Here is an 18915-nt window from a genome sequence, read left to right as displayed (position 1 = left end):
CGCCCTCGACCGCCGCAGGTACCGCTTCGCATAATGTGCGCTACCGTCAGCAGCAAGGCCCTCCAGCCGTTTTGTGCACCGCGGCTCACGAGAACCGGGACGCTCGCCATGCCCCAGGACCAAGCGCCGACCCCGCTGCCGGAAGGCGACCCCGACGCGCACCTCGCCGGTGAGACAGCGCTGCGCTACTGGTTCCGCCTGTCGGGAATATCGAAGAACGCCCTCGCCCGTGCCGTCTCCGAGCGGGCTGCCGAGCGCGGCCACCACCAAGTACGGCCCGACGGCTCACGAGTTCGCCGCTGGATCGAGAACGGGGAGCGCCCGCGCGATCCGGTCCCCGGCCTGCTTGCCGAAGTCCTCTCCGAACGCACCGGCTACCGGCTGTCCGCCGCCGATCTCGGCCTCGGCCCAAGCCCGGCCGACGAAAATTCACGCTACCGCGGTCCCACGGAAACCCTCCGCGACATCCGGCGAACCGCAAGCACCACTCTCGCCCAGGGCCCGCACACCAAGCGCGACGACGCCGCCCCACCGGAAGAGCCGCGAGAACTGCTCAGCGCGCTCGAATCCTGGTCCTGGAAGAGCCCCCGGCCACTGCCGTCCGTCACCTCGCACGGCCGTCTCGACACCGCCGACATCGAACGCATCGCCGCTCACACCGCAGCCCTGAGGCAGATGGACAACCGGCACGGTGGCGCGAGCATGCTCTACATGGCCGCCGCCCACCTGGCCACCACCAACAGCCTCATCAAAGAGGGCACGTACACAGAGACGACCGGCCGTCTTCTCTTCCGAGAGCTCGGCGACCTCTGCGGAGTCGTGGGCTGGGCCGCACACGACTCCGCCGACTACCCGACGGCCGTCCGCTACCTGACCATGGCCGTCCAGGCCGCCCGCGAGAGCGGCGACCGCAACCTGACCGCCCACCTCCTCCAGTGCCTGGCCCGCGTGTGGGGATACGTCGGACACCCGCAGCTGGCCCGCGACTGCATCGCCCTGTCCCTGTACGGAGCACGCAACACGGCCAGCCCCGTCCTGCGTGCCGGCCTCCACGCCCTCGACGCGCGCTTCGCGGCCCTCCTCGGCATCCCCCGCGATGCCCTGCGCTCCATCGGCCTTGCCCAGGAGATCTTCACCGAGGACGAAACCGACGAGACACCCGCCTACGTCGCCTACCTCAACCACGCGGAACTCTGCTCCACCCTCGGCGAAGTCCTGCTCTTCCTCGCCCGGACCAGCGGCGAATCCGCCCACGCCGCCCAAGCCGTCGACCTCCTCAACACGGCAGTCGCCCAACGCGACGCCAAGCGCGCCCGGTCGTCGGCATTCGACGCCATCGCCGCAGCACGAGCACTCCTCGTCACCGGCGGCGTGGACGCCGCGTGCGAGGCCGGACGCCGGGCCCTGGCCATCGGTACGCGCGTCGACTCGGCCCGGGTCCGACGGAGGTTCCTGGACCTCGCGCGAGAAGCCGCAGCGTATCGGGACGTGCCAGGTGTAGACGATCTACGCGAACGCCTCGTCGATGCCGGGGACGCTGCAGCCGGGGTGCCCGGCGTGTGGGATCAGGGCAGGAAGTAACGCCACGGGAGCGTCAGGATTCTTTCTTACGGTAGCCACGACGTTTCGCCAGAGCAGACATAACGGTGGAGCCCAGCCAGCGGTTGACGCCGTCGTCGGTCGAGTCGGGCCTGGGCCAGCGGTCACGAGAGAGGTCTGCGCGAATAGTTTCGGCGGTGATACCGGCGCCGACGGCTTCGAGCTGCTGCGCGGTGTAGAGACGCCCGGGTTCCAGCTCGACCGTGGGGCGCGCGATGTTCTTGCGGACCCACTCGTCGACGGCAACCGGGTCGTACTCCAGCCAGCGCCCCCGTTTACCCGTGGGGTCCGGCCATCCGGACTCGGTGCTCCACCGTTTCACGGTGGGCAGGGACCGGTCGTATCGGCTGGCGATCTCGGCGAGGATCATTCCTCGGGGAAGTACCATAAGGGCTCCGCCTCCTTCGAGGGGTGGGTGGTGACCGGCGGGGTTTCGCGACAGCCCCCGGGCTGAGAGCTTCGGCTCGGCCCCGCCGGTCCTTCTTCTCTTCCTGATCTTGCAGGAGCCGCCCCCGACTGGATGCCGGGGGCGGCTGGTCGGGCTACTCCTGGTTGTCGGCGAGCCAGTCGACGGCTTCAGCCAGGCTGTCCCGTGAGCCCAGGAGGCACATCGCGAAACCGTCGAACTTGTACTCCTTCGGCTCCGCCATGAGCGTCATGAACATGTGAGCCCCCGTGAGCCAGTAAGTGCAGCTGGTGAACAGGGACGCGATCACCGTCTCGGGAACGATCGGGAGCTCGTCGCTGATCTGCGAGACGCGGGCGACGCCGTCGATCAGGTCGCCGAGGTCGGCACCGTTCTTGACCGGGGGGAGGGCGATGGGGAGGGGGAGCAGCGAGCAGACCAGTGCGATGCAGTCGTAACCGGTCACCAGCTTGGTGAGCATCTGCTCTTCGCTGACGTCCTTCCAGTCGGCCATGTCGGCCCCTTTCTTGGGTGTGGATGGCGGGTCGGGGTTCGCGGCCCCTCCCCTTCGAGTCTTACTTTACAGCGCTTGGGTGTCATTTCACAACGCCTTCTATTGGGTGGCGTCGCCGGAAATGGGGCCACCCGCCCCCCGCTGGCGGCCGGGGGCGGGTGGGGCTGGTGCGGCTAACTTCCGTCCTTGGCCAGCCAGTCGATTGCCGCGTACAGGCTGGCCTCGCTGTCCAGGATGAGCATTGCGAACGCGTTGGCGCGATACTCCTTCGGCTCCACCCGGAATGCGGCGAAGAGTTCCATGGCCGCGAGCCAGTAGGTGCAGCTCGCGAAGATCGCCGCCTCCACCTCGGTGGGGATCGGATTCTCGTTGATGATCTTGGCAACCCGGGCGACGGCTTCGATGATGCCCCCGAACCGGGCATTCTCGGCGGGCGCGAGGGTGATCGGGAGGGGGAGCATGGAGCAGGTTCCGGCGATCAGCTTGTACATGCGAGCCAGTTGACGGAAACCGTTCTCTTCGCTGAGGTCTCGCCAGTCGGCCATGGGTAGCCCCTTTCGGTTATGGGTGGTCGGTCGGGGTTCGCGGCCCCTCCCTTTCGAGTATCAACTTACAGCAGTCGAGTATCGCGATGCAACACCCCTGGGGGTGTTGCATCGGCGAAAACGGCACCGCCCTCGGCTGGACGCCGGGAGCGGTGAGAGGTGAGGCTTGTCAGCCTTCCATTTCCAGGTAGCGGCGGGTCTGTGCGACGTAGTCCTCGGCCTGGATGAGCAGCATCCGGGTCGCCTCGTTGCGGACATGCTTGGGTCGGTCGAGCTGGGCCACCTGGAGATCCGAGGCGGCGTACCAGCAGAGGCAGGCCGCCTTGAAGGCCTCCCTCACCGCCATTGACGTGCCGGGCATCTGGTAGCAGATGGCCGATGCGCGCTCGACGGCGTCCCGGCGGTCGGACCATCGCTCATCCTGGAGCGTGGCGGGGAGGATGATCGGCATCGGGAGCTTCTCCGCGACGTCGGCGAGGAGGTCGTAGGAGTCCATCAGGAGGTAGCGAATTCGCCGGGTGTTGCTTTCGAGCTCGTCGGACATCCGTCCGCCTTTCGGTTGCGGGTGGTCGGTCGGGGTTCGCGGCCCCTCCCTTTCGAGTATCAATTTACAGCCATCGAGTATCGACATGCAACACCCCTGGGGGTGAAGAACCCCCGTCCCCAGGAACAGGGGAACGGGGGGACCCGTCACGCGACGCGGAACTCCGACAGTCGACCGTCATCGCCCGCCACCGCCGTGAGGCGCATGCCGGGAAGCTTCTTCACCTCCACCCCCGCTTCCGACGCGACCCGCTCGGCCGGGTACCGCACCGGGTCAAGCCTGTCCGGTGCGTCAGCCACGATCTCGGCCTGGTCCCCGAACAGCAGGAGCACCTTCACCCGCACACGCTCGCTCATCTCTTCTCCCGTCATCTGGCACCGTCACCGACTACTGCCCTGCCATGATGACCGTCCCCGCCGCTTACCGGACGCGGCAACCAGCCGGATGCGGTCTTACGGTAGGCACCGTCGCGGGCGGCAAGGGTCACCCCCCAGTCGTGCCGGTCGACGGAGGGCGTAGCTGTAGTTGTAGTCGTGCCCGTAGCTGCGGGCTGACCTGCGACGACTACAGCTACGGAAGCGCCCGGGAGGGGAGCCGGAGGAGGGGGAGGGAGGTCCGTGACCTTGACCCCCGTGGACACCCCGCGCCCTCGCTGTCGTACGGACCCCGACACGGGCACCCCCAGGTCCCGGCACAGAGCTCTCACGGCGGGGGTGTTCTCCGGGCTGCCGGTGAGGTGCTCCGCGAGGGCCGAGAGGTGGGCGCCGGCTCCTCCGTCCGCGACGGTCCGGACGAGCGCGGAGAAGGCGTCCATGGACAGCGCCGGACCAGCATCGGCCGGAGGCGTCACGGAAGCCTCGGCGGAGGCCGTCTCCTCGTCCCCGGCTGAGGGGCGCGGGGCCGTGCGCCAGGCTGTGATCGCCCAGGCCGGAACGGCCGCCCACAGAAGGGCCGGTACGGCCCGCACGGTGTGCCATCCGGTCCAGCCGGCCAGGATGAGGGTTCCGGCGCGGATGGCGGGGCCGAGCGCGGCGCGCCAGCCTGTGAGGTCGTGGCGGTAGCCGCGACGGCACCATCCGCATGCCCTGTCGGTGAGACGGCGGGCGAGCGCGGCGGACCCTTCGGTCAGGTGCTGGGCGGCATCGCGGGGGTTCACAGGATGCCCCCGCCTTCCAGGGCGGTGCGCAGGGACAGGCCAGCCGCGTTGACCACGCCGGGGAGCCATGCGAGCGCGCCGGCGACCCCTGCGGTGAGTGTCAGGGACGAGCCGCAGACCGCGCCGCTGGCCATCCTGCGCTTGTCGAGCTTGCCCGCGGCCTTCCAGGCCGCGCCCGCCGCGACCGTGGCGAGGAAGACCACTACCGCGCCGTTCTGGTCCAGGGCGCCGAGGGAGCCGTGGGCCAACGCTCCGGGGCTGGAGCCCGTGGCACTGGATACCGCTTTCTCCCCTGCCTTGTTGAGGCCGGTCGCGGAGCATCCGGAGAGCCAGCCGAGGATGCCACCGGCGCACATCGTCGAGACCGAGCCGAGGAGGAACATCCCGGCGAACGGGAGGAGTTGCTTGGGGTCGCGGCCGCTCTTCCACCAGGGGCGCAGGTTGAGGTAGCCGATGGCGAGGCTGATGGCGGCCCCGGTGTACGTAAGAGGGGTACTGGTCATCGGTGGTGGACTCCGGTGAGGACCGTGACGGGGTCGTAGAGATCGAGGGCGCCCATGACGCCGATGAAGGTGATGACCACGGCGGTCCGGGCGGCCAGTTCGCGGAGAACTCCGTTCTCCCGCGCGCGCCGCTCGGCACTGACGGCGACGGCGAGGGCGCCGAGGCCAAGGCCGTAAGCAATGGGGATTGCGAAGCCCCGGGATTCATGGACGGTGTACGCCCATGTGGTGGCCACGCTGTAGCCGGTCCAGGGGATCGGCGCGAGCGCGAGGGCGGCGCCGAGGAAGGTCTGCACAGGGCGGATGTGCGGCCACAGCCAGCCCCACCAGAACCGGGAACGCTGCTCCGGCTCGGGTTCGGGGGCGACGAGGTCGACGGTCACTCGGACTTCGACCGGGCCCGGGGGCGGCGCGGACGGCCACGGCATCGGCCGCGGTGGGGGTGGCGGGTCGGGCGGCGCGGCGGTTCGCCACGGCGGGAGGTCGGTTGCACCGGGCGGCGCTGGGGGCATGGGCCGCGCGGTCGGGAGCGGCTGGTCCGGGGGAATGATCCGGGTCGGGGTGATCGGCTCGGACATCGCTCACCACCGGTCCCAGGCGAGGAGGGCCAGGAGCAGGGAGCCGACGACGGTGAACACGGCGATGCGCTGGGCCCGGGGGTTGCGGCGGGCGAACGCGTGGACGAGGAAGGGATAGAGCAGGCCGGTGGCGATCAGGAGGCCGAGCACGAGGTTCCTCACATGACGGTGATGGCATTGGTCTGGGCGGCAGGCACCGAGGGGCGTGCCGGAGCAGGCGGGACGGTCACGCATAGCCGCCCCCGCCCTTGCCGACGCCGTCCTCGACGGCTGGCTGCTCCCCGGGCCCGGTCGTGGGGGGCTTCGCCTTCTCGTGCTTGTCGATCTCGCGGTCGAAGGCGCGGCGGACGCTGTCGGCCTGGCGCGCGAGGTCGAGTCCGAGGGCGTCGATGATGAGGGGCACTGCTTCGGACTTGTCGGTGATGCCGTGCCGGATGAGTCGCCGGGCGGCGTCGGCGATGCTGTCCGGACGTCCGGACAGGATGTCCGCGCTGGACAGCGGCCTCCTCGGCGCCTGCGGGGGCAGAGGGTCCGGGCGGGTCCGGGCGGTGTCCGGGCGGTCGATCCGGGTGGTGGGCGGCCGCTGGCTCAGGGCCAGGGCGACCTGGACGGCATCGACGATCACCCCGTACCGGATGAGGAGCGCCGCCAGTTCACCAGGCGTCAGGCTGGGCTGGGCATCGTGCGCGATCTGGATCGCCTCGGCCGGGTCCATCTCCGCGAAGCGCTGCCGGAGCTTCTCGGTAGCGGTGTGCCGGGACGGCCCGGCGGCGGGCGGCACGGGCTTCGAGCTGCTGTCGATGTGCAGGAGCGCCTGCTGCCGAACCGACCTCCCGGCGCGGACGGGTGCCATGACCCACGACCATCCGCCGAGTGACGCGGGACGGAACGGGCTTTCCCCCCTCTGCGCGCGCTTCGCCGCGCGGGGGCCCGCCCAGGACAGTTCGGAGACGGCGAGCAGGCCAACTCCGGGGCTGGAAAAGGCCAGTGAGGCAACGATGCCCCCATGAATGAGGCCGGAGTGTTCGCTGTTCAGGGCTACGGAGATAGCCGCCATGGCCACGGCCGTGAGCCGGGCACCGACGGCGGAGCGGCCTTCGGAGGAGGCCTCCGACGCGAGGCGAAGCGCGGCGTAGGCGAGACCATCGAAAGCGGCCACCGCAGCAACCGCGACAGGTGAGGGCGTGCCGTAGTACCGGGTGACGACGTAAAGCGACCATCCCGTGGTCGCAATCGCCGCGCAAGAGGCCACCGCCATTGCAGTGCGCCAGGCATTGCGGTTCACGTGCTACTCCTGGACGGAGGAGGAAGAGCCGGGCCCGCGCAGGGAGTAGTGGCGGGCCCGGCCGGTTCGGCGGGTCAGCGACCGCGGTTGGAATATCCGGTCTCGCCCGCGCACTGGCGGCAGTCGGTGCGCGGCTCCTGGTGGCGCTCGCAGAGCCCGTCGACGAAGGCGCCCCTAATGTGGGCGTAGCGGGTCTGGAGGGCTCGCTGGGCGAGCCAGAGGGAACCGTGGGGGTGCTCGCCGTCACTGAACTGCTTGATGACGGTGCGGTTGGGGTCGAAGACGGCGTGGATCACCGGCGACCCCCGTTCCACTCGTCGTGGGCGGCGGCGCGGGCAGCCGCTCCGTTCTCGTAGTCCGCTTGGCAGTGCTCGACATCGGCGGGCTCGGAGAACAAGGGGTTCTCGTGGGGGGTGCGGTCGGGTTCGAGCTCGTTATGGGTACGCTCCATGGCGGACCTGCCTCTTCGTGAAGGTTGCGGGTAGGTCTGGCCCCGGCTCATATGGCGTGTGCAGCGCCGGGCCGGGGCCGTTCTGTTGGTGCGTTTCGAGCGTAGCGACTTCCTTGTTTTAAAACAAGGAAGTCTGAGAGGGTGGAGGCATGCCCAGCTCCCCACAAGGAGAGGAAGCGCACGCGAGAGGAGGGCCGGACATGGTCACGTTCCCGGAGATGCCCGATCGCCTGGAGCAAGCCAAGTTGACGCGGCTTACCGTTCAGCGCATCCGGCAGCTCGCCGAGACGGACCCCGACTGGCCCCTCCCCCTGGACCAGGCCCCAAAGGTCGGCCGCATGCGACTCTTCGACTGGCGCGTTCTGGAGCCGTACTTCCGTGACCGGAAGACGCGGCAAGGGCACCGGACGGACAAGCACGGACCGCCGATGAAGGACAGCAGCGCGGATGATGCCCATGTCACGGGGCAAGCGGGCTGAGACAGCAGAGAGAGCCCAGGGGGCTGCGGTCTATCGCCTGTTCGCCGAATCTGCGTGGCCCGGCGCGCTGTCGTCGGCCGGGCCACTGAGGCATCTGACGTCAGCCCGGGTACGGCCCGCAGTAGGTGGCGGGGATCGGGGACATGTCGGGGGCGAGGCCGTCGGGGCCGTTCTCGTTGCTGATCCACCAGTGCACCGCGACTTCGTTGGTCGCCGCGTCGCGCTCCTCGCGGCTGGCGAAGGCCTGTACGTCCACGTCGTCTTCGACGTAGGTGGCGAGCCCGAAGAGGGAGAGAGGCTCCATGTCGAAGTGGGCGACGATCTGGTACGGCCATGATCCGAGCGGCCAACCGTCCTTCCCCCAGACGCCGACGGCGTACCAGCCGGTGGCAGGCAGGCGGCCGATCCAGTCATAGCCGTCGATTGAGCCCCACTCGTCCTCGGGCAGGCTCGGCAGCAACTCGGCCATCGGAGCTGCGGGCGTGGCGTCGCACGGTTCGGTGATCTCTAGTTCGTCCGGGTGGAAAGCGGCGGGGAGTTGGGTCGGGGCGCCGTCCAGGACGACGCCGCAGATGCCCCTGGGCAGCAGTTCGGTCACGGTGCCGAGCAAGCCGATGAGCTTCTCCTCGTCGGCGTCCGTGATGCGGACGCGGTCACCGATGCTGAATTCGTTCATGGGGGTTTCCCTTCGCGATGTGGCGTCCTGCTCGGACCGCCGGACGGCACAGTTCAGTTGCAGGCGGTGGAGCGGGTGATGGACTCGCGGCGTACGCACCGCGGACCGGGGAGTTCGCCCCACGGGTCGACGAGCGCGTATCGAGTGTCCGCGGGGGCGAACTCGTAGAGGAATCGGCACGTCGAGCAGGGGCACGGCAAGGCGATGTAGAGGCCGTGGGCGCGCGGGATGCTGCCGTGGTAGAGGACGAGGTCGCCGGGCTGGATGAGGTCGAGGCGGCGGAAGAGGGTGTCTTCGCCCATGTCGTGCTCCCTTGCGGCGATTGGGGTTTGAAGGCCGTAGCGGGCCCGGCGGCGGAACGGCCGCCGGGCGGTCGGGGCTCAGGTGTGCAGGGCGCTGATGGCCTGCATCACGGGCAGGTGGTGGCAGCCGTCCTCCGGGGCCCAGTCGGTGAAGATCTGCACGCGGCCGATGGCCGGGAGCGTGACGGCGACGGTGATCTCGTAGGCGGAGTAGCTGGTGCCGTCGCTCAGCGTGCGCTCGACCGGCTGGCGCGTGACGGTGCCGCCCACGCGGTCGTACACGTCCTGGAGTTCGCGGACGGACCACACGAGGATGCGGGTCGCCGTCTCGTCCATGTCGGGGCGCGGGGGCCCGTAGTCGGGCATGCCGAGGGCGGCGCGGACCCGGGCGGCGAGGGCAGCCTCGGCGATGAAGTCCGTCCGCAGTTGGTTCTCGTAGAGGGCGGCGGCGTGCAGACTGTCGATGTCCGGCGCCTGCACCGTCAGCAACCCGGGTGCAACGCGAACGTAGTGGACGCTCCCCGTCCGGTCTCCGTCAGCCACGACGCCCACCTGCCCAGCCTCGTTCATGAGCAGGACGACCGTGGCGTTCACCGTGTGACGCCCGACCTTGTAGGTGACTCGCTCACCGACGCGAGGGCTCTCCGGCAGGGTGACGATCGTCAGCTCGTCGGCGAAGGGGCGGCTGCGTCGGTTGCATCCCTTGTCGCCCTCGGCTGCGTCCCAGTTCACGCCGACGTACTCGCGGCCGTAGTTCGGGTGATCGGTGTTGGTGACGCGTCCGATGTCGTGCCCGTTGACGGTCCCGAGCCGACCCTCGGAGGACATGACGTGGGTACCTGCGGGGAGGTCTGCGGCGGTGCACTGCTCGGCGGGGTACGCCTCGGCGAGGGCGGCGTGGAGGTCGAGGCGCTTGGCGTCGGCCGGGCGAACGGTGCCGTTCATGTGGCGGAGGCATGCCCACGCCTTCGGGGTCAGGAAGTAGCCGGACCGCCCGCGCTCGTCGACGCCCTCGCCGACCAAGCCGCGCCGGTACAGGGCGCCGTGGGTGCCGCCGCCGTTGCCCAGGTTGCAGCGGGCAATGCTGCCCTGGGGGTTGGTCTTGGCGTAGAAGTGCAGGGCGTCGAGCATGCGCGTCGACATGCCGTCGATGAGCTGCTGGAGCGTGAAGGGTCCCATGAGGTACTCCCGAGAGGTCGTGGTGCTGGGTGTGGCCCCGGCGGCCGAGGCCGCCGGGCGGGGCGACTGTCAGGCGGCGCGGTCGAAGCGGTCGTTCCAGTACTCGCGGTCCTCGCGGGCGAGTTCGCGGCAGAACACGTCGTTGGGGGTGTTCACGCTCACGGCCTCGACCGCCACGGAGCGGTGCTCCTCGACCCGGAGGGCGTAGGTGCTGCGGCGGTGGACCGTGTAGGAGATGAGGCGGTCGAGGCGGAAAGTGCGGGAGTCGCCGCTCTGGCGGTCCATGGCCTTGACGATCAGGTCGCCCGCCTTGGTGGTGCGGATGTCGTAGATCTCGATGGTGCGCACGGTCTCGGTGCCGTCGGCCTTGGTGTAGGTGACGGTGACCGGCTGCTGGCGGTCCATGGCGCGGGCGAGGTCGGTGAGGGTGACGGTGGCGGTCTGGCGAGCGGTGAGCTTCATCAAGTCCCCCGTGGGTTGGCCCCTTTGGCGATGACTCAATTATGTAGGGCTACACGTAGCCCTGTCAATAGGGCTACGTGTAGCCCTATTGATTACCCTTCCCGTAGGGCTACACATCGTGCGAGCATGACCCCATGGTCGACAACAACGAGACCCCCGACGAGCCGCTCGACGTCTTCGCCCGCTACAAGGCGCACTACGAAGGCGAGCGCGACCTCAAGCCGAAGATGCGCGAGATGGCCGCCCGGCAGCTCCAGGCCGGCATGTCGGTCGGGCAGCTCGCCAAGCTCACCGGGCTTACCCCCGAGGTGTTCCGCCGTATGGCTCGGGACCTGGGCATCGAGCGCAAGCGACCGCCAACGGTAGGAAGGCTCGCAACCCGCGAACGCCCGGCCCCCGAGCAGACACCGCAGCACTGGGAAGGCTCCCCTTCCAATTCCAAGCGAACGACGGCCCCGGAGCCCCCACCCAGCCTTGGCTTGTCGCCGGGGGTAGTTGCTCTCTCCGAGGACAAGGTACGGCTGCTGGCTGGCCAGGCCGAGGCGCAGCATCCGGACTGGGGCCGGGAGATCCGGCGCGAACTCTGCGACGTACCAACACGGTGGATGCGCCACGCCGTCGTCGAGGCCGCTCTACAGGCTGGCTATGTGGATGTGGCGGGCGATCGGCGGCGGGAGCAGTGACTGCCGCCCTGGTCGTGCGCGAGCACAACAGTGAGCGGGCCAAGCCCTGACCCCCAAGAGCGCGTCCTGATTCATCGCAGAACTAGGAGATCAGCCATGTCACAGCCTCCCGAAGCAGAGTACGAGCGTTTTGTCACCGAGGCCCTCCACCACATTGACGAGGCTGGAGCCCTCACTGCTGAGCAGTACCTCCAAGTGGCGCAGATCAAAGCCACTCTCGCGCTTGCCGCTGCCACTCTGGTGGCGAACTCAACTGCTGCCCCGGTTCAACTGACCCCCACTCCTTACGACCTACTTCGGGACCGCATCAAGGCCGATGGCGGCCGTTGGGACAGCAAACGAGCGCAGGCCGCCTGCGAAACATTGGGGATTCGTGCACTGACGCCGACGAGTGCGCGTCAGTATCTGACCACCATCGCGAAGTCGAACCCGAATCTGCTCGTGCCCGTCGAAGGAAAGAGCTTCACGTACGAGGTGGTAGGTACGTGACCACCGACCTGCTCGCGTTTCTCCGCGCCCGCCTCGACGAGGACGAGCAGACAGCCCGAGAAACGGCATGGAGTCTCAACACCATGAGGCATAACGGGTGGGAGGCTCGCCCTGGCGACGGCTTGGGCGATGACTATGAATGGGAAGTGTGGGCGAACAGCCGATTTCGCATGTGCGGCGGCTTGCAGGGGGCGGATGCGCGCCATATCGCCCGTCATGATCCAGCTCGCGTACTCGCCGACATTGCGGGGCGGCGGGCCATCCTCGACCTCTACGAGGAGCCGGAGGCAAGCGGCGCTCTCCCCGACTCCGCCAACCGCTTCACGGGTTCCGTCCAGCGGCACGTGATCGGCGAAGTCCTGCCCCACCTGGCCTTGCCGTACGCCGGCCACCCGGACTACCGCGAGGAGTGGCTTCCGTAGGAGCGATGCCGGATGCGGTCCAGGTCTGCGTCGAGGACGGCAAGGTCGGGGTGATCTCGAAGCTGCTGCTCGCGGGCCCAATCGGCGAGGTCGGCTTTGTGGGCAGCCTGCACGGCGTCGATGCTGGTGTCGGTGAGCGTGGCGAGGATGACCATGTTGATGTCGTCGAGGCCGTTGTACCGGTTGGCGGGCGCGTAGATGCCAGCGGCGTCGGCTGCGTAGTCAAATCCGGCCGCGGTGAGTTTCTCGTACAACCAGCGCCGGAACGGGGTGTCCTGGTCATCCCAGGAGGGGTCCCAGTCGTCGTTCTCGGGGTCGTCGGGGCCGGGGCCGATGATGGGCATGGGCGCTCTCTTTCCACGCTCAGTTGGGGTATACGGGGTCTGCTTGGTCTCGGTATCCCGATCGTTCTCTATCCCTGAGGGCTCGGCTTCAAGATCGGGAGGCTTCCTGTTCGCTGAGTCCGGGCGGCACTCTACGATCCGGTGCATGCTGGATCCTGAGCTACTGGAGCGGGACCACATCACAACCAGCTACCGGGGCTGTTGAGGGCAGCGGCAATCGCGTCGAGGTGGTCGCCACCGTACAAAGCGCGCTCGGACGGGTCCGGCGTGACGCGATCGGCCAACGCGTCCGCGATGGCGTGGGAAACGCGGTCGACGGCGGCGGCGAGAGCATCCCGTTCGACGAGGAGCCGCTCAACATGCTGTTCCAGTAGCTGGCCGTCTTCCTGGCTGAGGGTGCTGCGGATGGCGCGGGAGAGGAGGGCGAGCAGCACGTCGCGGAGGGCCGTGTCGGCGGTGCACGACGGTGTCCGGACGTTGTCCGCCGAGGCCATGGCCGTCTCGGCGGGCGCGGTGTTCGCTGTTGTCCGGGCGGCGTCCGGGCTGGTGTCCGTCCAGATGATGCAGGTGGCGCCGCCGTGTCCGTGCACCGTTTTGGCGTCATCGAGCCGGTTCCAGTGAACGGTCGACGGGCGGGCGCCTCGCCACCGGATGGCGACGGTGTCGTCCGGCCACTGGACGCCGTCGGCCACGTGGCCAGCGCCGGAGACGCCACTCATGTCCCGGTCCCGCTGGAGGATGAAGAGGCGAGGCGCTGCGTGCCCGCCTGCGGGGCGATCGGCATCCGACTCGATCGGAGGGGTTCCTGCCGGGTTGTGAGGTGAGGGGCCTTTCGGTCGTTCTGCGACGGTTGCTGAGTGGACATCGGTCCTCCCTTGTAACGGGCGCGGGCCGCAGTGCGCCGGGCGGCACGGCTGGGCTGCGGGTCGGGTGCGCCGTCGTCGACGACCACCTCGGTACGGACCAGGCGGGTCTCCCAGGTGTTCCCCGGGGCGGGCGCGTGCTCGTCCCGGGGGTTGGACGACGGACCGCTCACAGCATGCCGCCGGTCCTGGGGCCGATGCGCCCGGCGAGCGCCACAAGGGCGAGCGCAAGTTGACCGGCGTCGGCGACGATGGTGGCGACGAGGTCACGGGTGCTCATTGCTCCGGCTCCTCGCCGAGGTCGGGCAGTGGGTATCCGGCGCGTTCCAGGTTCCAGGCCAGGTCACCGGCATCGACTCCGCCACTGTCGTTCGCTGTAACGCACCAGGCGGCAACGATGCGCAGCACCTGGTCGACGTCGGTGGTCGAGTCGCTCACTGGTCCGTGTCCTCTCCGAGAAGGTGTAGGGCGATCGTCAGCGGACCGTGAACCCAGGCAGCGAGTTCCCCGTCGGTGAGAGCGGGGCATTGCCTCCGAAAGTCGTCCGCGACGTCGGCCTCCGCAGCCAGTAGCTCGGCGAGCGCGAGACCGGTGGCAGGGCCCATCGCGGCGATGTACTCGCCGACCCCGTCGGTCAAGAAGGGCGCGCGGCTGCGGGTGCCGTGGCCTCCGCCGTGGAGGAGTCGGATGCGGCCCCGCCCCAGCCCGGTGGGGATCTGCTCAGCGGTGTCGATCGCGTAAAGGTGGCCCGTGCCCCAGCGCTTTCCCGAATCGTGGCATTGGGGTTCGTAGCGCCAGTGGGCGGTGGGGGCGCCGTCATCGGCGGAAGCTGCGGCAGTAGCGAGCGCGCGGAGCTTTTCGGCGGCGGCGCGCAGGGTGTCGCCGGGGGCGTCGCTCATCAGGTGGTGTCCTCTCCAAGCAGGTGTTGGGCGATAGCGAGGGCGTGATCGCTACCGCAGAAGAAGCAGGTTCCGTCTCCGGGTTCGCCGCGCTCGGCGAAGGAGGAACCGGGACCAGCAGTCGAGCCGGTCGGCGAGCAGCAGGTGAAAGCCATCGGCTGCGAGCACAGATGTTGGCGGGGCTGAAGCGGGCGTGGTCGGCGCCGTGTAGCACGGCAGCCGGTGTGGTGTCCGGCCTTGGCGCGGCGTCCGTAGCGGCGGGCGGGTGGGGTGAGTGTCAGCAATTGGCGGGGCAGTAGCTGGCGTGGTCGCGGCCGCTGGTGAGCCACCAGATTTCGCAGCACCATGCGAATACCGGCGGCTGGACGGGAGTTGTGGGCGCGGAGACGTCGGCGGCAACGTACGACCCGATCGGCGGCGTGTGCGTGCACCGCCGGGGCCGCCGGACCACGGGGCGAGGCCTGCGGCGGGCGGCGGTGAGGACCAGGGCGGCGACGAGCGCGGCGGCCAAGGTATCGGCGCGGTACGGGATGGACACGGTGTGCTCCACGGGTTCGAGGGCGGGCCGTTGGATTGGACAGTCAGGCGCCTGGGATGGCGCGGGCGGTGTTGAGCGCGTCGAGCTCGCGACGGAGGTGGGCGGGGCTGGTCTTGTCCCAGTCGTCGAGTTCGAGGGCGACGACGTCCGTGAAGGCTTCGAGGAAGCTGAGGCGGTCGTAGAGCTGGTCGAGCTGGTCGCCGGTGAGGTCGTCGAGACGGATGCGGTCGGTCGCCGTGTGGGCGCTCGGGCGTGAGCGGAGCAGTGTCTCCTCGTCGGGGAGGTTGGCGGCGACGAATTCGAGCAGGCGGTCAAGCCCGGCGGGGCGTTCGGTCATGGTCGGCTCCTGTGTAGGCGGCGGGTTACTGGGCGGCGGGTGAGGTGCGTTCACAGTTCCGAGGGGTGCGGTGTGACGCGGTCGGCGCAGACGCAGTCCCGCCAGTGGTACGTGCAGGCCGGGCACCAGTCGTTCTCGTCGGGCTCGGCGGGGGCGGGGCCGGTGACTTCCGGGGGAAAGATCCAGCGGGCCACTTACAGCTCCTCGGGGTTGGTGGGTCGGTTGTTCCAGGCGTCGATGCGGGCGTCGTGGCTTGGGACCCGGATGGGTCGGCCGCGGGGGCTGGTGCAGCGTTGTCCGGGTGGTGCGTGGCACCAGGGGCAGCGGATGGCGTGCTCCGGGTGACCGGTCACGCCTTAGCTCCGCAGGTGCGGCAGGCGAAGCCGGGCGGCGGTGTTCCGCGGCAAGCCGCGCAGTCGGTCGGCGGCTCCAGGAGTTGAGCCGGGGTGACGCCGAGGACCGTGGCGAGTGCTACGAGGTCGTCGACGTCGACGCGACGCTGACCACCTTCCAGCCGGGTGATGCCGCTGGCAGGGATCGATCGCCCCGTATGCTGCCTGAGGTGTTCGGCAAGGCGCTCGGTGGTCAGTCGCCGTTCGGCCCGGAGACGCCGAACGTTGCGGCGGACGATGTCGCCGACCGGGCCGGCGCAGTGGGGCACGGTCATGACGCGGTGGCCTCCGGATTCTCGGTACCGGTCTCGGTCTCGTTCTTGCGGAGCTGTTCTTCGAACTCGGCGAGCCGGGCGCGGTCTTCGTCGCTGAGGCCGTTCATGTGAGCCTGAGCGGCAGCGCGGCGTCGATCGATCTCGTCTGCGAGGGCGCGGTGGTCGACGGGTGGTTGCCCGGCCGCAGTGGCGCGCGAGGCTTCGATGCGGGTCGGGTGGGCATCGCGGCGGCTCTTGCCTCGACCGTCCGTGCACGGCTTTCCGCTAGCGGAGTGGCAATGCGGGCACGGCGCCGTGAACTCCTGGCGTCGGCTGGTGAGTTCGCTGCCGACGAGCTGGAGGAGCGCTCGGCCGCGACTCTCGTGCGACGAGGTGCTGCCGGGAGGCAGTGCGTTCGTGGGGCGCGGCTCCATTTCGCCCACGGCGACCGCGCGCCGTTCGGCGATCAGCGCGGCCTGGTAGGTGTCGTCGCCGGTGTCGCCGTCCGGGGGCTCGGACTCGGTGTGTCGCTCCAGCCGGTCGCGGACGTACAGCCGCCATTGTTCCGCGATGTCGGAGGGCCGGAGGGCGAACGGGCTTGTCTTGTAGTGCTTCAGGACGGCGTGGGCGGCGAACGGCAGCGGTACGTCGGCGAGGATGGCGGCCCACAGGTCGGCTTGTCCGGCGGCTTCCCGGGGGTCGGTGCGGACGATGCGGTCGTCGACCATGCTGACGCGGTCGAGGAGCTGATAGGTCTCGTCGAGGTTCAACTGATCTTCCCCTCTCGTCGGGCTTGTTCGCGGGCGGCGGCGAGGGCGGCGCGCTGCTGGCCGGTTTTGCTGAGTGGCGGGGTGCCGGGGAAGGGCACGACGGTGGTGTCTGTGGGGGCGATGGCGGCGGGGGTGGTGCGCTGTTCGCGGACCCATTTGCGCCAGAGAGCGTTGGGGTCGGCGGCGGTGGTGCCCTTGGCGGTGTGCCAGTCGACGAAGGCAGCGGTTACGGCGGTGAGACCTTCGTGTCCGCCGAGGCGTTGGAGATGGCCGTCGCGCTCGGCCCAGGCGAGCGAGTGGGCGCTGGGTTCGAATCCGGTGGGGATGGGTGTGTGCGCCTTCTCTGCGCGGCCCCTACTACTGGTATGGGGGGCACACACATCAACCCCCTCAGGGGGTCGGGTCGGGCCGGGCCGGGCCGGGGCGCCGTTAGTCGCAGCGTTAGTAACGCCGTTACTCACCTCGTTACCGGCGGGCTCCGACGAGTCATTCGGCGGCGACTCCTGCCCGCGCTTGCGCCGCCGGAAAGCTTCCTGACGTGCGGCGTTCTTCGCTCGCTCGGCGTGGACCTGCTCTCGGGAGGGGTTGTAGTCGAGGTAGTCGTGGATGACAAAACCCGGGCCTTGCAAGTGCGGGTGCGTTTCCGAAGTTTGATTCGACTTTGGATCGACCCTGGTGAGCAAATTCGCGTCACACAGCGCGTTCAGCAGACGCGGCGTCCCGTACGCGCGGGCGACATGAGCAGGCACGAACCCGTCGGTGAGGTGCTGTCCGGCGTAGGAGATGAGCCGGACAAACAGGCCAGTCGCCGCGTTGCCCACCAACATGATCTTGGGGTGAGAGTGCAGCGAGTCATCGATGCGGGACCAGGCCACGGGCGGTGCTCCTTGCGTCGGACGGGGGCGTGAGACGGCGCGGCAAATCAGGCCCCTCAGGGCGGCCTGCAGGCCCTCTCACCCACACCTGAATTGTACAATGAGACGCATTTGCATGTTGGGCGGATGTGTATCCTGGGCGCATGAGTGAGTCCGCCGAGGTGCACATGGGCGTCTCCGACGCCCGCGCCAACCTGACCGAAGTGATCGCCAAGGTGCGGTTGCTCGGCGAACGCGTCGTCCTCACACGCCGCGACAAGCCGCAGGCTGTCCTGGTGTCCGACGCCTTCTACCGGCAGGCCCTCGAAGACCGAGCCCGGCTTCAGTCGCTGGAGAAGTAGCCAGCTCACCACAGCGCCCCCTCCGGCCGGCGCCCCGGCGGCGTCCCCGGCGGACAGTGGTGATCGATGACGTGTGGGTGAGGGCATTCGGCCCGGCAGTCTTTCCGCCACCGCAGGCCAATCCCGGTGCTTGTCTCACGGAGGCACCAGTGCAGGCGGTTCGGCTCGCGCAGCATCTCCGCCTCGGCGACCGTCAGCGGCTCGTCGTCCGCGGTGACGTCGAGTGCCGCACGTCGGCCGACGAGTTGCCGGAGCACCTCCTGGCCGCAGCGTGCGCAGCGCGTGCGCCGCGCCCTGCTGCTGTCCGCGGGTATCACCCGCGCACTCCGTCGTCGTGTTGTTCGTCGAGCGCGGCCCGGACCAGGCCGGCGACGGTGGACAGGAGCTCGGATACGGACTCGACGCATTCCTCGTCGGCCGCGCCTTCGGCTGCTCGGTAGAGGGCCCAGGCCATGGCCTCGTCGTCATTGGCGTACGCGACGAGGAACCGGAGGGCGAACGCGTGGGCCGGGTTGGCTTCCAGCGCTCCGGGTCTGAGCGCGGTCAGGCGCCAGAACTCCCCGTTCTCTCTGGGACCGTGGAAGGCGGTGAGCATGCCTGCGCCCATGGCGGCTATCGCGCAGCACACGCCGTACATGCGCGTGCTGTCGCAGCGCCCGCCGATCCACCGGAGGGTCGTAGCGGCTTCGATGTCGTCCCCGTTGACGGCTTGGGTGATGGCGGTGAAGACCAGGCCGATGGCCTCTTCGTCGTCCATCACCCCTCCTCTCCAGATGCCTCCGGGGCGGGCTGGGCCTTGATGCCACGGGGGCGGAATTTCACGCCTGCGTGGCGGAGGAGGTGCCAGGTGCCGCCGTACGAGCGGCCGGTGGCGACGGCGATGCTGTTGATCGTCTCCCCGGCGTCGTACCGCTTCGCGAGGCGGGCGGCTTCCTTGTCGCGGGCAGGGCCGGTGAGGTACCGGGGCGGGCGCGCCATCACGCCTCCCCCGCCGCGGGCAGGTCGTCGAGGAATGACGGTGTGCTCTGC

Annotated in this window: 34 protein-coding genes; 6 read left to right on the top strand and 28 right to left on the bottom strand. The window is 69.3% G+C overall.

The window, feature by feature from the left end:
• The first annotated feature begins 108 nt into the window (after nucleotides 1-108).
• Complete coding sequence (locus tag ACWD4A_RS02015; RefSeq protein WP_451188107.1) at nucleotides 109-1581, top strand: transcriptional regulator; 1473 nt, start codon at nucleotides 109-111, stop codon at nucleotides 1579-1581.
• 13 nt (nucleotides 1582-1594) lie between these two features.
• On the opposite strand, the gene ACWD4A_RS02010 is transcribed toward ACWD4A_RS02015, so the two are convergent.
• The 11 genes from ACWD4A_RS02010 to ACWD4A_RS01960 all read right to left on the bottom strand — a co-directional run bounded on the left by ACWD4A_RS02010 (nucleotide 1595) and on the right by ACWD4A_RS01960 (nucleotide 7581).
• Nucleotides 1595-1969 carry a hypothetical protein gene (locus ACWD4A_RS02010; protein WP_451188105.1) on the bottom strand — a complete coding sequence of 125 codons (375 nt, stop codon included), beginning with the start codon at nucleotides 1967-1969 and terminating at the stop codon, nucleotides 1595-1597.
• 172 nt (nucleotides 1970-2141) lie between these two features.
• Entirely contained in the window at nucleotides 2142-2519 is a 378-nt protein-coding gene (locus ACWD4A_RS02005) for a hypothetical protein (RefSeq protein WP_451188103.1), read from the bottom strand.
• Between the two features lie 173 nt (nucleotides 2520-2692).
• Entirely contained in the window at nucleotides 2693-3064 is a 372-nt protein-coding gene (locus tag ACWD4A_RS02000; RefSeq protein ID WP_451188100.1) for a hypothetical protein, read from the bottom strand.
• A 169-nt stretch (nucleotides 3065-3233) separates the two neighbouring features.
• Nucleotides 3234-3608, bottom strand: a complete 375-nt coding sequence (locus ACWD4A_RS01995) for a hypothetical protein (protein WP_451188099.1) — start codon at nucleotides 3606-3608, stop codon at nucleotides 3234-3236.
• A 146-nt stretch (nucleotides 3609-3754) separates the two neighbouring features.
• The gene (locus ACWD4A_RS01990; RefSeq protein ID WP_451188097.1) at nucleotides 3755-3964 is read right to left on the bottom strand and encodes a hypothetical protein; all 210 of its coding nucleotides are present in this window, start codon (nucleotides 3962-3964) and stop codon (nucleotides 3755-3757) included.
• Nucleotides 3965-4760: 796 nt separating this feature from the next.
• Nucleotides 4761-5267, bottom strand: coding sequence for a hypothetical protein (locus ACWD4A_RS01985; protein WP_451188095.1), 507 nt, complete (start codon nucleotides 5265-5267; stop codon nucleotides 4761-4763).
• A complete protein-coding gene (locus tag ACWD4A_RS01980) occupies nucleotides 5264-5650 on the bottom strand; it encodes a hypothetical protein (RefSeq protein ID WP_451188094.1) in 387 nt (128 codons plus the stop codon). Before ACWD4A_RS01980 ends, ACWD4A_RS01985 begins: the two co-directional genes overlap by 4 nt.
• Before the next feature lie 198 nt (nucleotides 5651-5848).
• Nucleotides 5849-6007, bottom strand: coding sequence for a hypothetical protein (locus ACWD4A_RS01975; protein WP_451188092.1), 159 nt, complete (start codon nucleotides 6005-6007; stop codon nucleotides 5849-5851).
• A 64-nt stretch (nucleotides 6008-6071) separates the two neighbouring features.
• The gene (locus ACWD4A_RS01970; RefSeq protein ID WP_451188474.1) at nucleotides 6072-7103 is read right to left on the bottom strand and encodes a DUF2637 domain-containing protein; all 1032 of its coding nucleotides are present in this window, start codon (nucleotides 7101-7103) and stop codon (nucleotides 6072-6074) included.
• A 101-nt stretch (nucleotides 7104-7204) separates the two neighbouring features.
• Nucleotides 7205-7426, bottom strand: a complete 222-nt coding sequence (locus ACWD4A_RS01965) for a hypothetical protein (RefSeq protein ID WP_451188090.1) — start codon at nucleotides 7424-7426, stop codon at nucleotides 7205-7207.
• Complete coding sequence (locus ACWD4A_RS01960; RefSeq protein ID WP_451188089.1) at nucleotides 7423-7581, bottom strand: hypothetical protein; 159 nt, start codon at nucleotides 7579-7581, stop codon at nucleotides 7423-7425. Before ACWD4A_RS01960 ends, ACWD4A_RS01965 begins: the two co-directional genes overlap by 4 nt.
• Nucleotides 7582-7781: 200 nt before the next feature.
• On the opposite strand from ACWD4A_RS01960, the gene ACWD4A_RS01955 reads away from it, so the two are divergent.
• On the top strand, nucleotides 7782-8060 hold the full coding sequence (locus tag ACWD4A_RS01955; protein WP_451188087.1) for a hypothetical protein: 279 nt from the start codon (nucleotides 7782-7784) through the stop codon (nucleotides 8058-8060).
• A gap of 100 nt (nucleotides 8061-8160) precedes the next feature.
• On the opposite strand, the gene ACWD4A_RS01950 is transcribed toward ACWD4A_RS01955, so the two are convergent.
• The 4 genes from ACWD4A_RS01950 to ACWD4A_RS01935 form a co-directional block, all read right to left on the bottom strand.
• A complete protein-coding gene (locus ACWD4A_RS01950; protein WP_451188085.1) occupies nucleotides 8161-8736 on the bottom strand; it encodes a hypothetical protein in 576 nt (191 codons plus the stop codon).
• Nucleotides 8737-8789: 53 nt separating this feature from the next.
• The gene (locus ACWD4A_RS01945; protein WP_451188083.1) at nucleotides 8790-9038 is read right to left on the bottom strand and encodes a hypothetical protein; all 249 of its coding nucleotides are present in this window, start codon (nucleotides 9036-9038) and stop codon (nucleotides 8790-8792) included.
• Nucleotides 9039-9116: 78 nt separating this feature from the next.
• Nucleotides 9117-10217, bottom strand: coding sequence for a hypothetical protein (locus tag ACWD4A_RS01940; RefSeq protein ID WP_451188082.1), 1101 nt, complete (start codon nucleotides 10215-10217; stop codon nucleotides 9117-9119).
• A gap of 69 nt (nucleotides 10218-10286) precedes the next feature.
• Nucleotides 10287-10679, bottom strand: a complete 393-nt coding sequence (locus tag ACWD4A_RS01935; protein ID WP_451188080.1) for a WYL domain-containing protein — start codon at nucleotides 10677-10679, stop codon at nucleotides 10287-10289.
• 134 nt (nucleotides 10680-10813) lie between these two features.
• Between ACWD4A_RS01935 and ACWD4A_RS01930 the strand changes: the two genes are divergently transcribed.
• From ACWD4A_RS01930 to ACWD4A_RS01920, 3 genes are all read left to right on the top strand, one after another.
• Nucleotides 10814-11362, top strand: coding sequence for a hypothetical protein (locus ACWD4A_RS01930; protein WP_451188078.1), 549 nt, complete (start codon nucleotides 10814-10816; stop codon nucleotides 11360-11362).
• Between the two features lie 96 nt (nucleotides 11363-11458).
• Nucleotides 11459-11851 carry a hypothetical protein gene (locus ACWD4A_RS01925; protein WP_451188076.1) on the top strand — a complete coding sequence of 131 codons (393 nt, stop codon included), beginning with the start codon at nucleotides 11459-11461 and terminating at the stop codon, nucleotides 11849-11851.
• The gene (locus tag ACWD4A_RS01920) at nucleotides 11848-12273 is read left to right on the top strand and encodes a DUF6221 family protein (RefSeq protein ID WP_451188074.1); all 426 of its coding nucleotides are present in this window, start codon (nucleotides 11848-11850) and stop codon (nucleotides 12271-12273) included. Before ACWD4A_RS01925 ends, ACWD4A_RS01920 begins: the two co-directional genes overlap by 4 nt.
• Here ACWD4A_RS01920 and ACWD4A_RS01915 read toward each other — a convergent pair.
• The 11 genes from ACWD4A_RS01915 to ACWD4A_RS01865 form a co-directional block, all read right to left on the bottom strand.
• Nucleotides 12249-12617: a hypothetical protein gene (locus tag ACWD4A_RS01915; RefSeq protein ID WP_451188072.1), complete on the bottom strand. Its 369-nt coding sequence runs from the start codon at nucleotides 12615-12617 to the stop codon at nucleotides 12249-12251. The two genes, ACWD4A_RS01920 and ACWD4A_RS01915, sit on opposite strands and share 25 nt — an antisense overlap.
• Before the next feature lie 179 nt (nucleotides 12618-12796).
• Nucleotides 12797-13336, bottom strand: coding sequence for a hypothetical protein (locus tag ACWD4A_RS01910; RefSeq protein WP_451188071.1), 540 nt, complete (start codon nucleotides 13334-13336; stop codon nucleotides 12797-12799).
• 420 nt (nucleotides 13337-13756) lie between these two features.
• On the bottom strand, nucleotides 13757-13918 hold the full coding sequence (locus ACWD4A_RS01905; protein WP_451188069.1) for a hypothetical protein: 162 nt from the start codon (nucleotides 13916-13918) through the stop codon (nucleotides 13757-13759).
• A complete protein-coding gene (locus ACWD4A_RS01900; RefSeq protein ID WP_451188068.1) occupies nucleotides 13915-14379 on the bottom strand; it encodes a hypothetical protein in 465 nt (154 codons plus the stop codon). Before ACWD4A_RS01900 ends, ACWD4A_RS01905 begins: the two co-directional genes overlap by 4 nt.
• A 277-nt stretch (nucleotides 14380-14656) precedes the next feature.
• Entirely contained in the window at nucleotides 14657-14917 is a 261-nt protein-coding gene (locus tag ACWD4A_RS01895) for a hypothetical protein (RefSeq protein WP_451188066.1), read from the bottom strand.
• Nucleotides 14918-14960: 43 nt separating this feature from the next.
• Entirely contained in the window at nucleotides 14961-15254 is a 294-nt protein-coding gene (locus tag ACWD4A_RS01890) for a hypothetical protein (RefSeq protein ID WP_451188064.1), read from the bottom strand.
• A gap of 50 nt (nucleotides 15255-15304) precedes the next feature.
• Nucleotides 15305-15448 carry a hypothetical protein gene (locus ACWD4A_RS01885; protein WP_451188063.1) on the bottom strand — a complete coding sequence of 48 codons (144 nt, stop codon included), beginning with the start codon at nucleotides 15446-15448 and terminating at the stop codon, nucleotides 15305-15307.
• Nucleotides 15449-15607 carry a zinc finger domain-containing protein gene (locus tag ACWD4A_RS01880; RefSeq protein ID WP_451188061.1) on the bottom strand — a complete coding sequence of 53 codons (159 nt, stop codon included), beginning with the start codon at nucleotides 15605-15607 and terminating at the stop codon, nucleotides 15449-15451.
• Nucleotides 15604-15921 carry a helix-turn-helix domain-containing protein gene (locus ACWD4A_RS01875; RefSeq protein ID WP_451188059.1) on the bottom strand — a complete coding sequence of 106 codons (318 nt, stop codon included), beginning with the start codon at nucleotides 15919-15921 and terminating at the stop codon, nucleotides 15604-15606. The genes ACWD4A_RS01880 and ACWD4A_RS01875 overlap by 4 nt, the downstream gene beginning before the upstream one ends.
• On the bottom strand, nucleotides 15918-16670 hold the full coding sequence (locus ACWD4A_RS01870; RefSeq protein ID WP_451188058.1) for a zinc finger domain-containing protein: 753 nt from the start codon (nucleotides 16668-16670) through the stop codon (nucleotides 15918-15920). Before ACWD4A_RS01870 ends, ACWD4A_RS01875 begins: the two co-directional genes overlap by 4 nt.
• On the bottom strand, nucleotides 16667-17545 hold the full coding sequence (locus tag ACWD4A_RS01865) for a hypothetical protein (RefSeq protein WP_451188057.1): 879 nt from the start codon (nucleotides 17543-17545) through the stop codon (nucleotides 16667-16669). The genes ACWD4A_RS01870 and ACWD4A_RS01865 overlap by 4 nt, the downstream gene beginning before the upstream one ends.
• Nucleotides 17546-17688: 143 nt before the next feature.
• Between ACWD4A_RS01865 and ACWD4A_RS01860 the strand changes: the two genes are divergently transcribed.
• Entirely contained in the window at nucleotides 17689-17886 is a 198-nt protein-coding gene (locus tag ACWD4A_RS01860) for a type II toxin-antitoxin system Phd/YefM family antitoxin (protein WP_451188055.1), read from the top strand.
• 313 nt (nucleotides 17887-18199) lie between these two features.
• On the opposite strand, the gene ACWD4A_RS01855 is transcribed toward ACWD4A_RS01860, so the two are convergent.
• Complete coding sequence (locus ACWD4A_RS01855) at nucleotides 18200-18643, bottom strand: hypothetical protein (RefSeq protein WP_451188052.1); 444 nt, start codon at nucleotides 18641-18643, stop codon at nucleotides 18200-18202.
• A complete protein-coding gene (locus ACWD4A_RS01850) occupies nucleotides 18643-18864 on the bottom strand; it encodes a helix-turn-helix domain-containing protein (RefSeq protein WP_451188050.1) in 222 nt (73 codons plus the stop codon). Before ACWD4A_RS01850 ends, ACWD4A_RS01855 begins: the two co-directional genes overlap by 1 nt.
• Nucleotides 18865-18915 lie beyond the last annotated feature (51 nt).

Source organism: Streptomyces sp. NPDC002537 (assembly GCF_053594975.1).
This window is presented reverse-complemented; position numbering and strand designations above follow the sequence as displayed.

Bases quoted from the DNA above. Each gene is read 5' to 3' on its own strand.
- ACWD4A_RS01970 (WP_451188474.1), bottom strand. From the start codon at position 7,103: ATGGCGGTGGCCTCTTGCGCGGCGATTGCGACCACGGGATGGTCGCTT.
- ACWD4A_RS01990 (WP_451188097.1), bottom strand. From the start codon at position 3,964: ATGAGCGAGCGTGTGCGGGTGAAGGTGCTCCTGCTGTTCGGGGACCAG.
- ACWD4A_RS02010 (WP_451188105.1), bottom strand. From the start codon at position 1,969: ATGATCCTCGCCGAGATCGCCAGCCGATACGACCGGTCCCTGCCCACC.
- ACWD4A_RS01910 (WP_451188071.1), bottom strand. From the start codon at position 13,336: ATGAGTGGCGTCTCCGGCGCTGGCCACGTGGCCGACGGCGTCCAGTGG.
- ACWD4A_RS01955 (WP_451188087.1), top strand. From the start codon at position 7,782: ATGGTCACGTTCCCGGAGATGCCCGATCGCCTGGAGCAAGCCAAGTTG.
- ACWD4A_RS01940 (WP_451188082.1), bottom strand. From the start codon at position 10,217: ATGGGACCCTTCACGCTCCAGCAGCTCATCGACGGCATGTCGACGCGC.
- ACWD4A_RS01875 (WP_451188059.1), bottom strand. From the start codon at position 15,921: ATGACCGTGCCCCACTGCGCCGGCCCGGTCGGCGACATCGTCCGCCGC.
- ACWD4A_RS01855 (WP_451188052.1), bottom strand. From the start codon at position 18,643: ATGGACGACGAAGAGGCCATCGGCCTGGTCTTCACCGCCATCACCCAA.
- ACWD4A_RS02015 (WP_451188107.1), top strand. From the start codon at position 109: ATGCCCCAGGACCAAGCGCCGACCCCGCTGCCGGAAGGCGACCCCGAC.
- ACWD4A_RS01925 (WP_451188076.1), top strand. From the start codon at position 11,459: ATGTCACAGCCTCCCGAAGCAGAGTACGAGCGTTTTGTCACCGAGGCC.
- ACWD4A_RS01850 (WP_451188050.1), bottom strand. From the start codon at position 18,864: ATGGCGCGCCCGCCCCGGTACCTCACCGGCCCTGCCCGCGACAAGGAA.
- ACWD4A_RS01985 (WP_451188095.1), bottom strand. From the start codon at position 5,267: ATGACCAGTACCCCTCTTACGTACACCGGGGCCGCCATCAGCCTCGCC.
- ACWD4A_RS01930 (WP_451188078.1), top strand. From the start codon at position 10,814: ATGGTCGACAACAACGAGACCCCCGACGAGCCGCTCGACGTCTTCGCC.
- ACWD4A_RS02005 (WP_451188103.1), bottom strand. From the start codon at position 2,519: ATGGCCGACTGGAAGGACGTCAGCGAAGAGCAGATGCTCACCAAGCTG.
- ACWD4A_RS01995 (WP_451188099.1), bottom strand. From the start codon at position 3,608: ATGTCCGACGAGCTCGAAAGCAACACCCGGCGAATTCGCTACCTCCTG.
- ACWD4A_RS01900 (WP_451188068.1), bottom strand. From the start codon at position 14,379: ATGAGCGACGCCCCCGGCGACACCCTGCGCGCCGCCGCCGAAAAGCTC.
- ACWD4A_RS01890 (WP_451188064.1), bottom strand. From the start codon at position 15,254: ATGACCGAACGCCCCGCCGGGCTTGACCGCCTGCTCGAATTCGTCGCC.
- ACWD4A_RS01860 (WP_451188055.1), top strand. From the start codon at position 17,689: ATGAGTGAGTCCGCCGAGGTGCACATGGGCGTCTCCGACGCCCGCGCC.
- ACWD4A_RS01960 (WP_451188089.1), bottom strand. From the start codon at position 7,581: ATGGAGCGTACCCATAACGAGCTCGAACCCGACCGCACCCCCCACGAG.
- ACWD4A_RS01935 (WP_451188080.1), bottom strand. From the start codon at position 10,679: ATGAAGCTCACCGCTCGCCAGACCGCCACCGTCACCCTCACCGACCTC.
- ACWD4A_RS01915 (WP_451188072.1), bottom strand. From the start codon at position 12,617: ATGCCCATCATCGGCCCCGGCCCCGACGACCCCGAGAACGACGACTGG.
- ACWD4A_RS01950 (WP_451188085.1), bottom strand. From the start codon at position 8,736: ATGAACGAATTCAGCATCGGTGACCGCGTCCGCATCACGGACGCCGAC.
- ACWD4A_RS02000 (WP_451188100.1), bottom strand. From the start codon at position 3,064: ATGGCCGACTGGCGAGACCTCAGCGAAGAGAACGGTTTCCGTCAACTG.
- ACWD4A_RS01945 (WP_451188083.1), bottom strand. From the start codon at position 9,038: ATGGGCGAAGACACCCTCTTCCGCCGCCTCGACCTCATCCAGCCCGGC.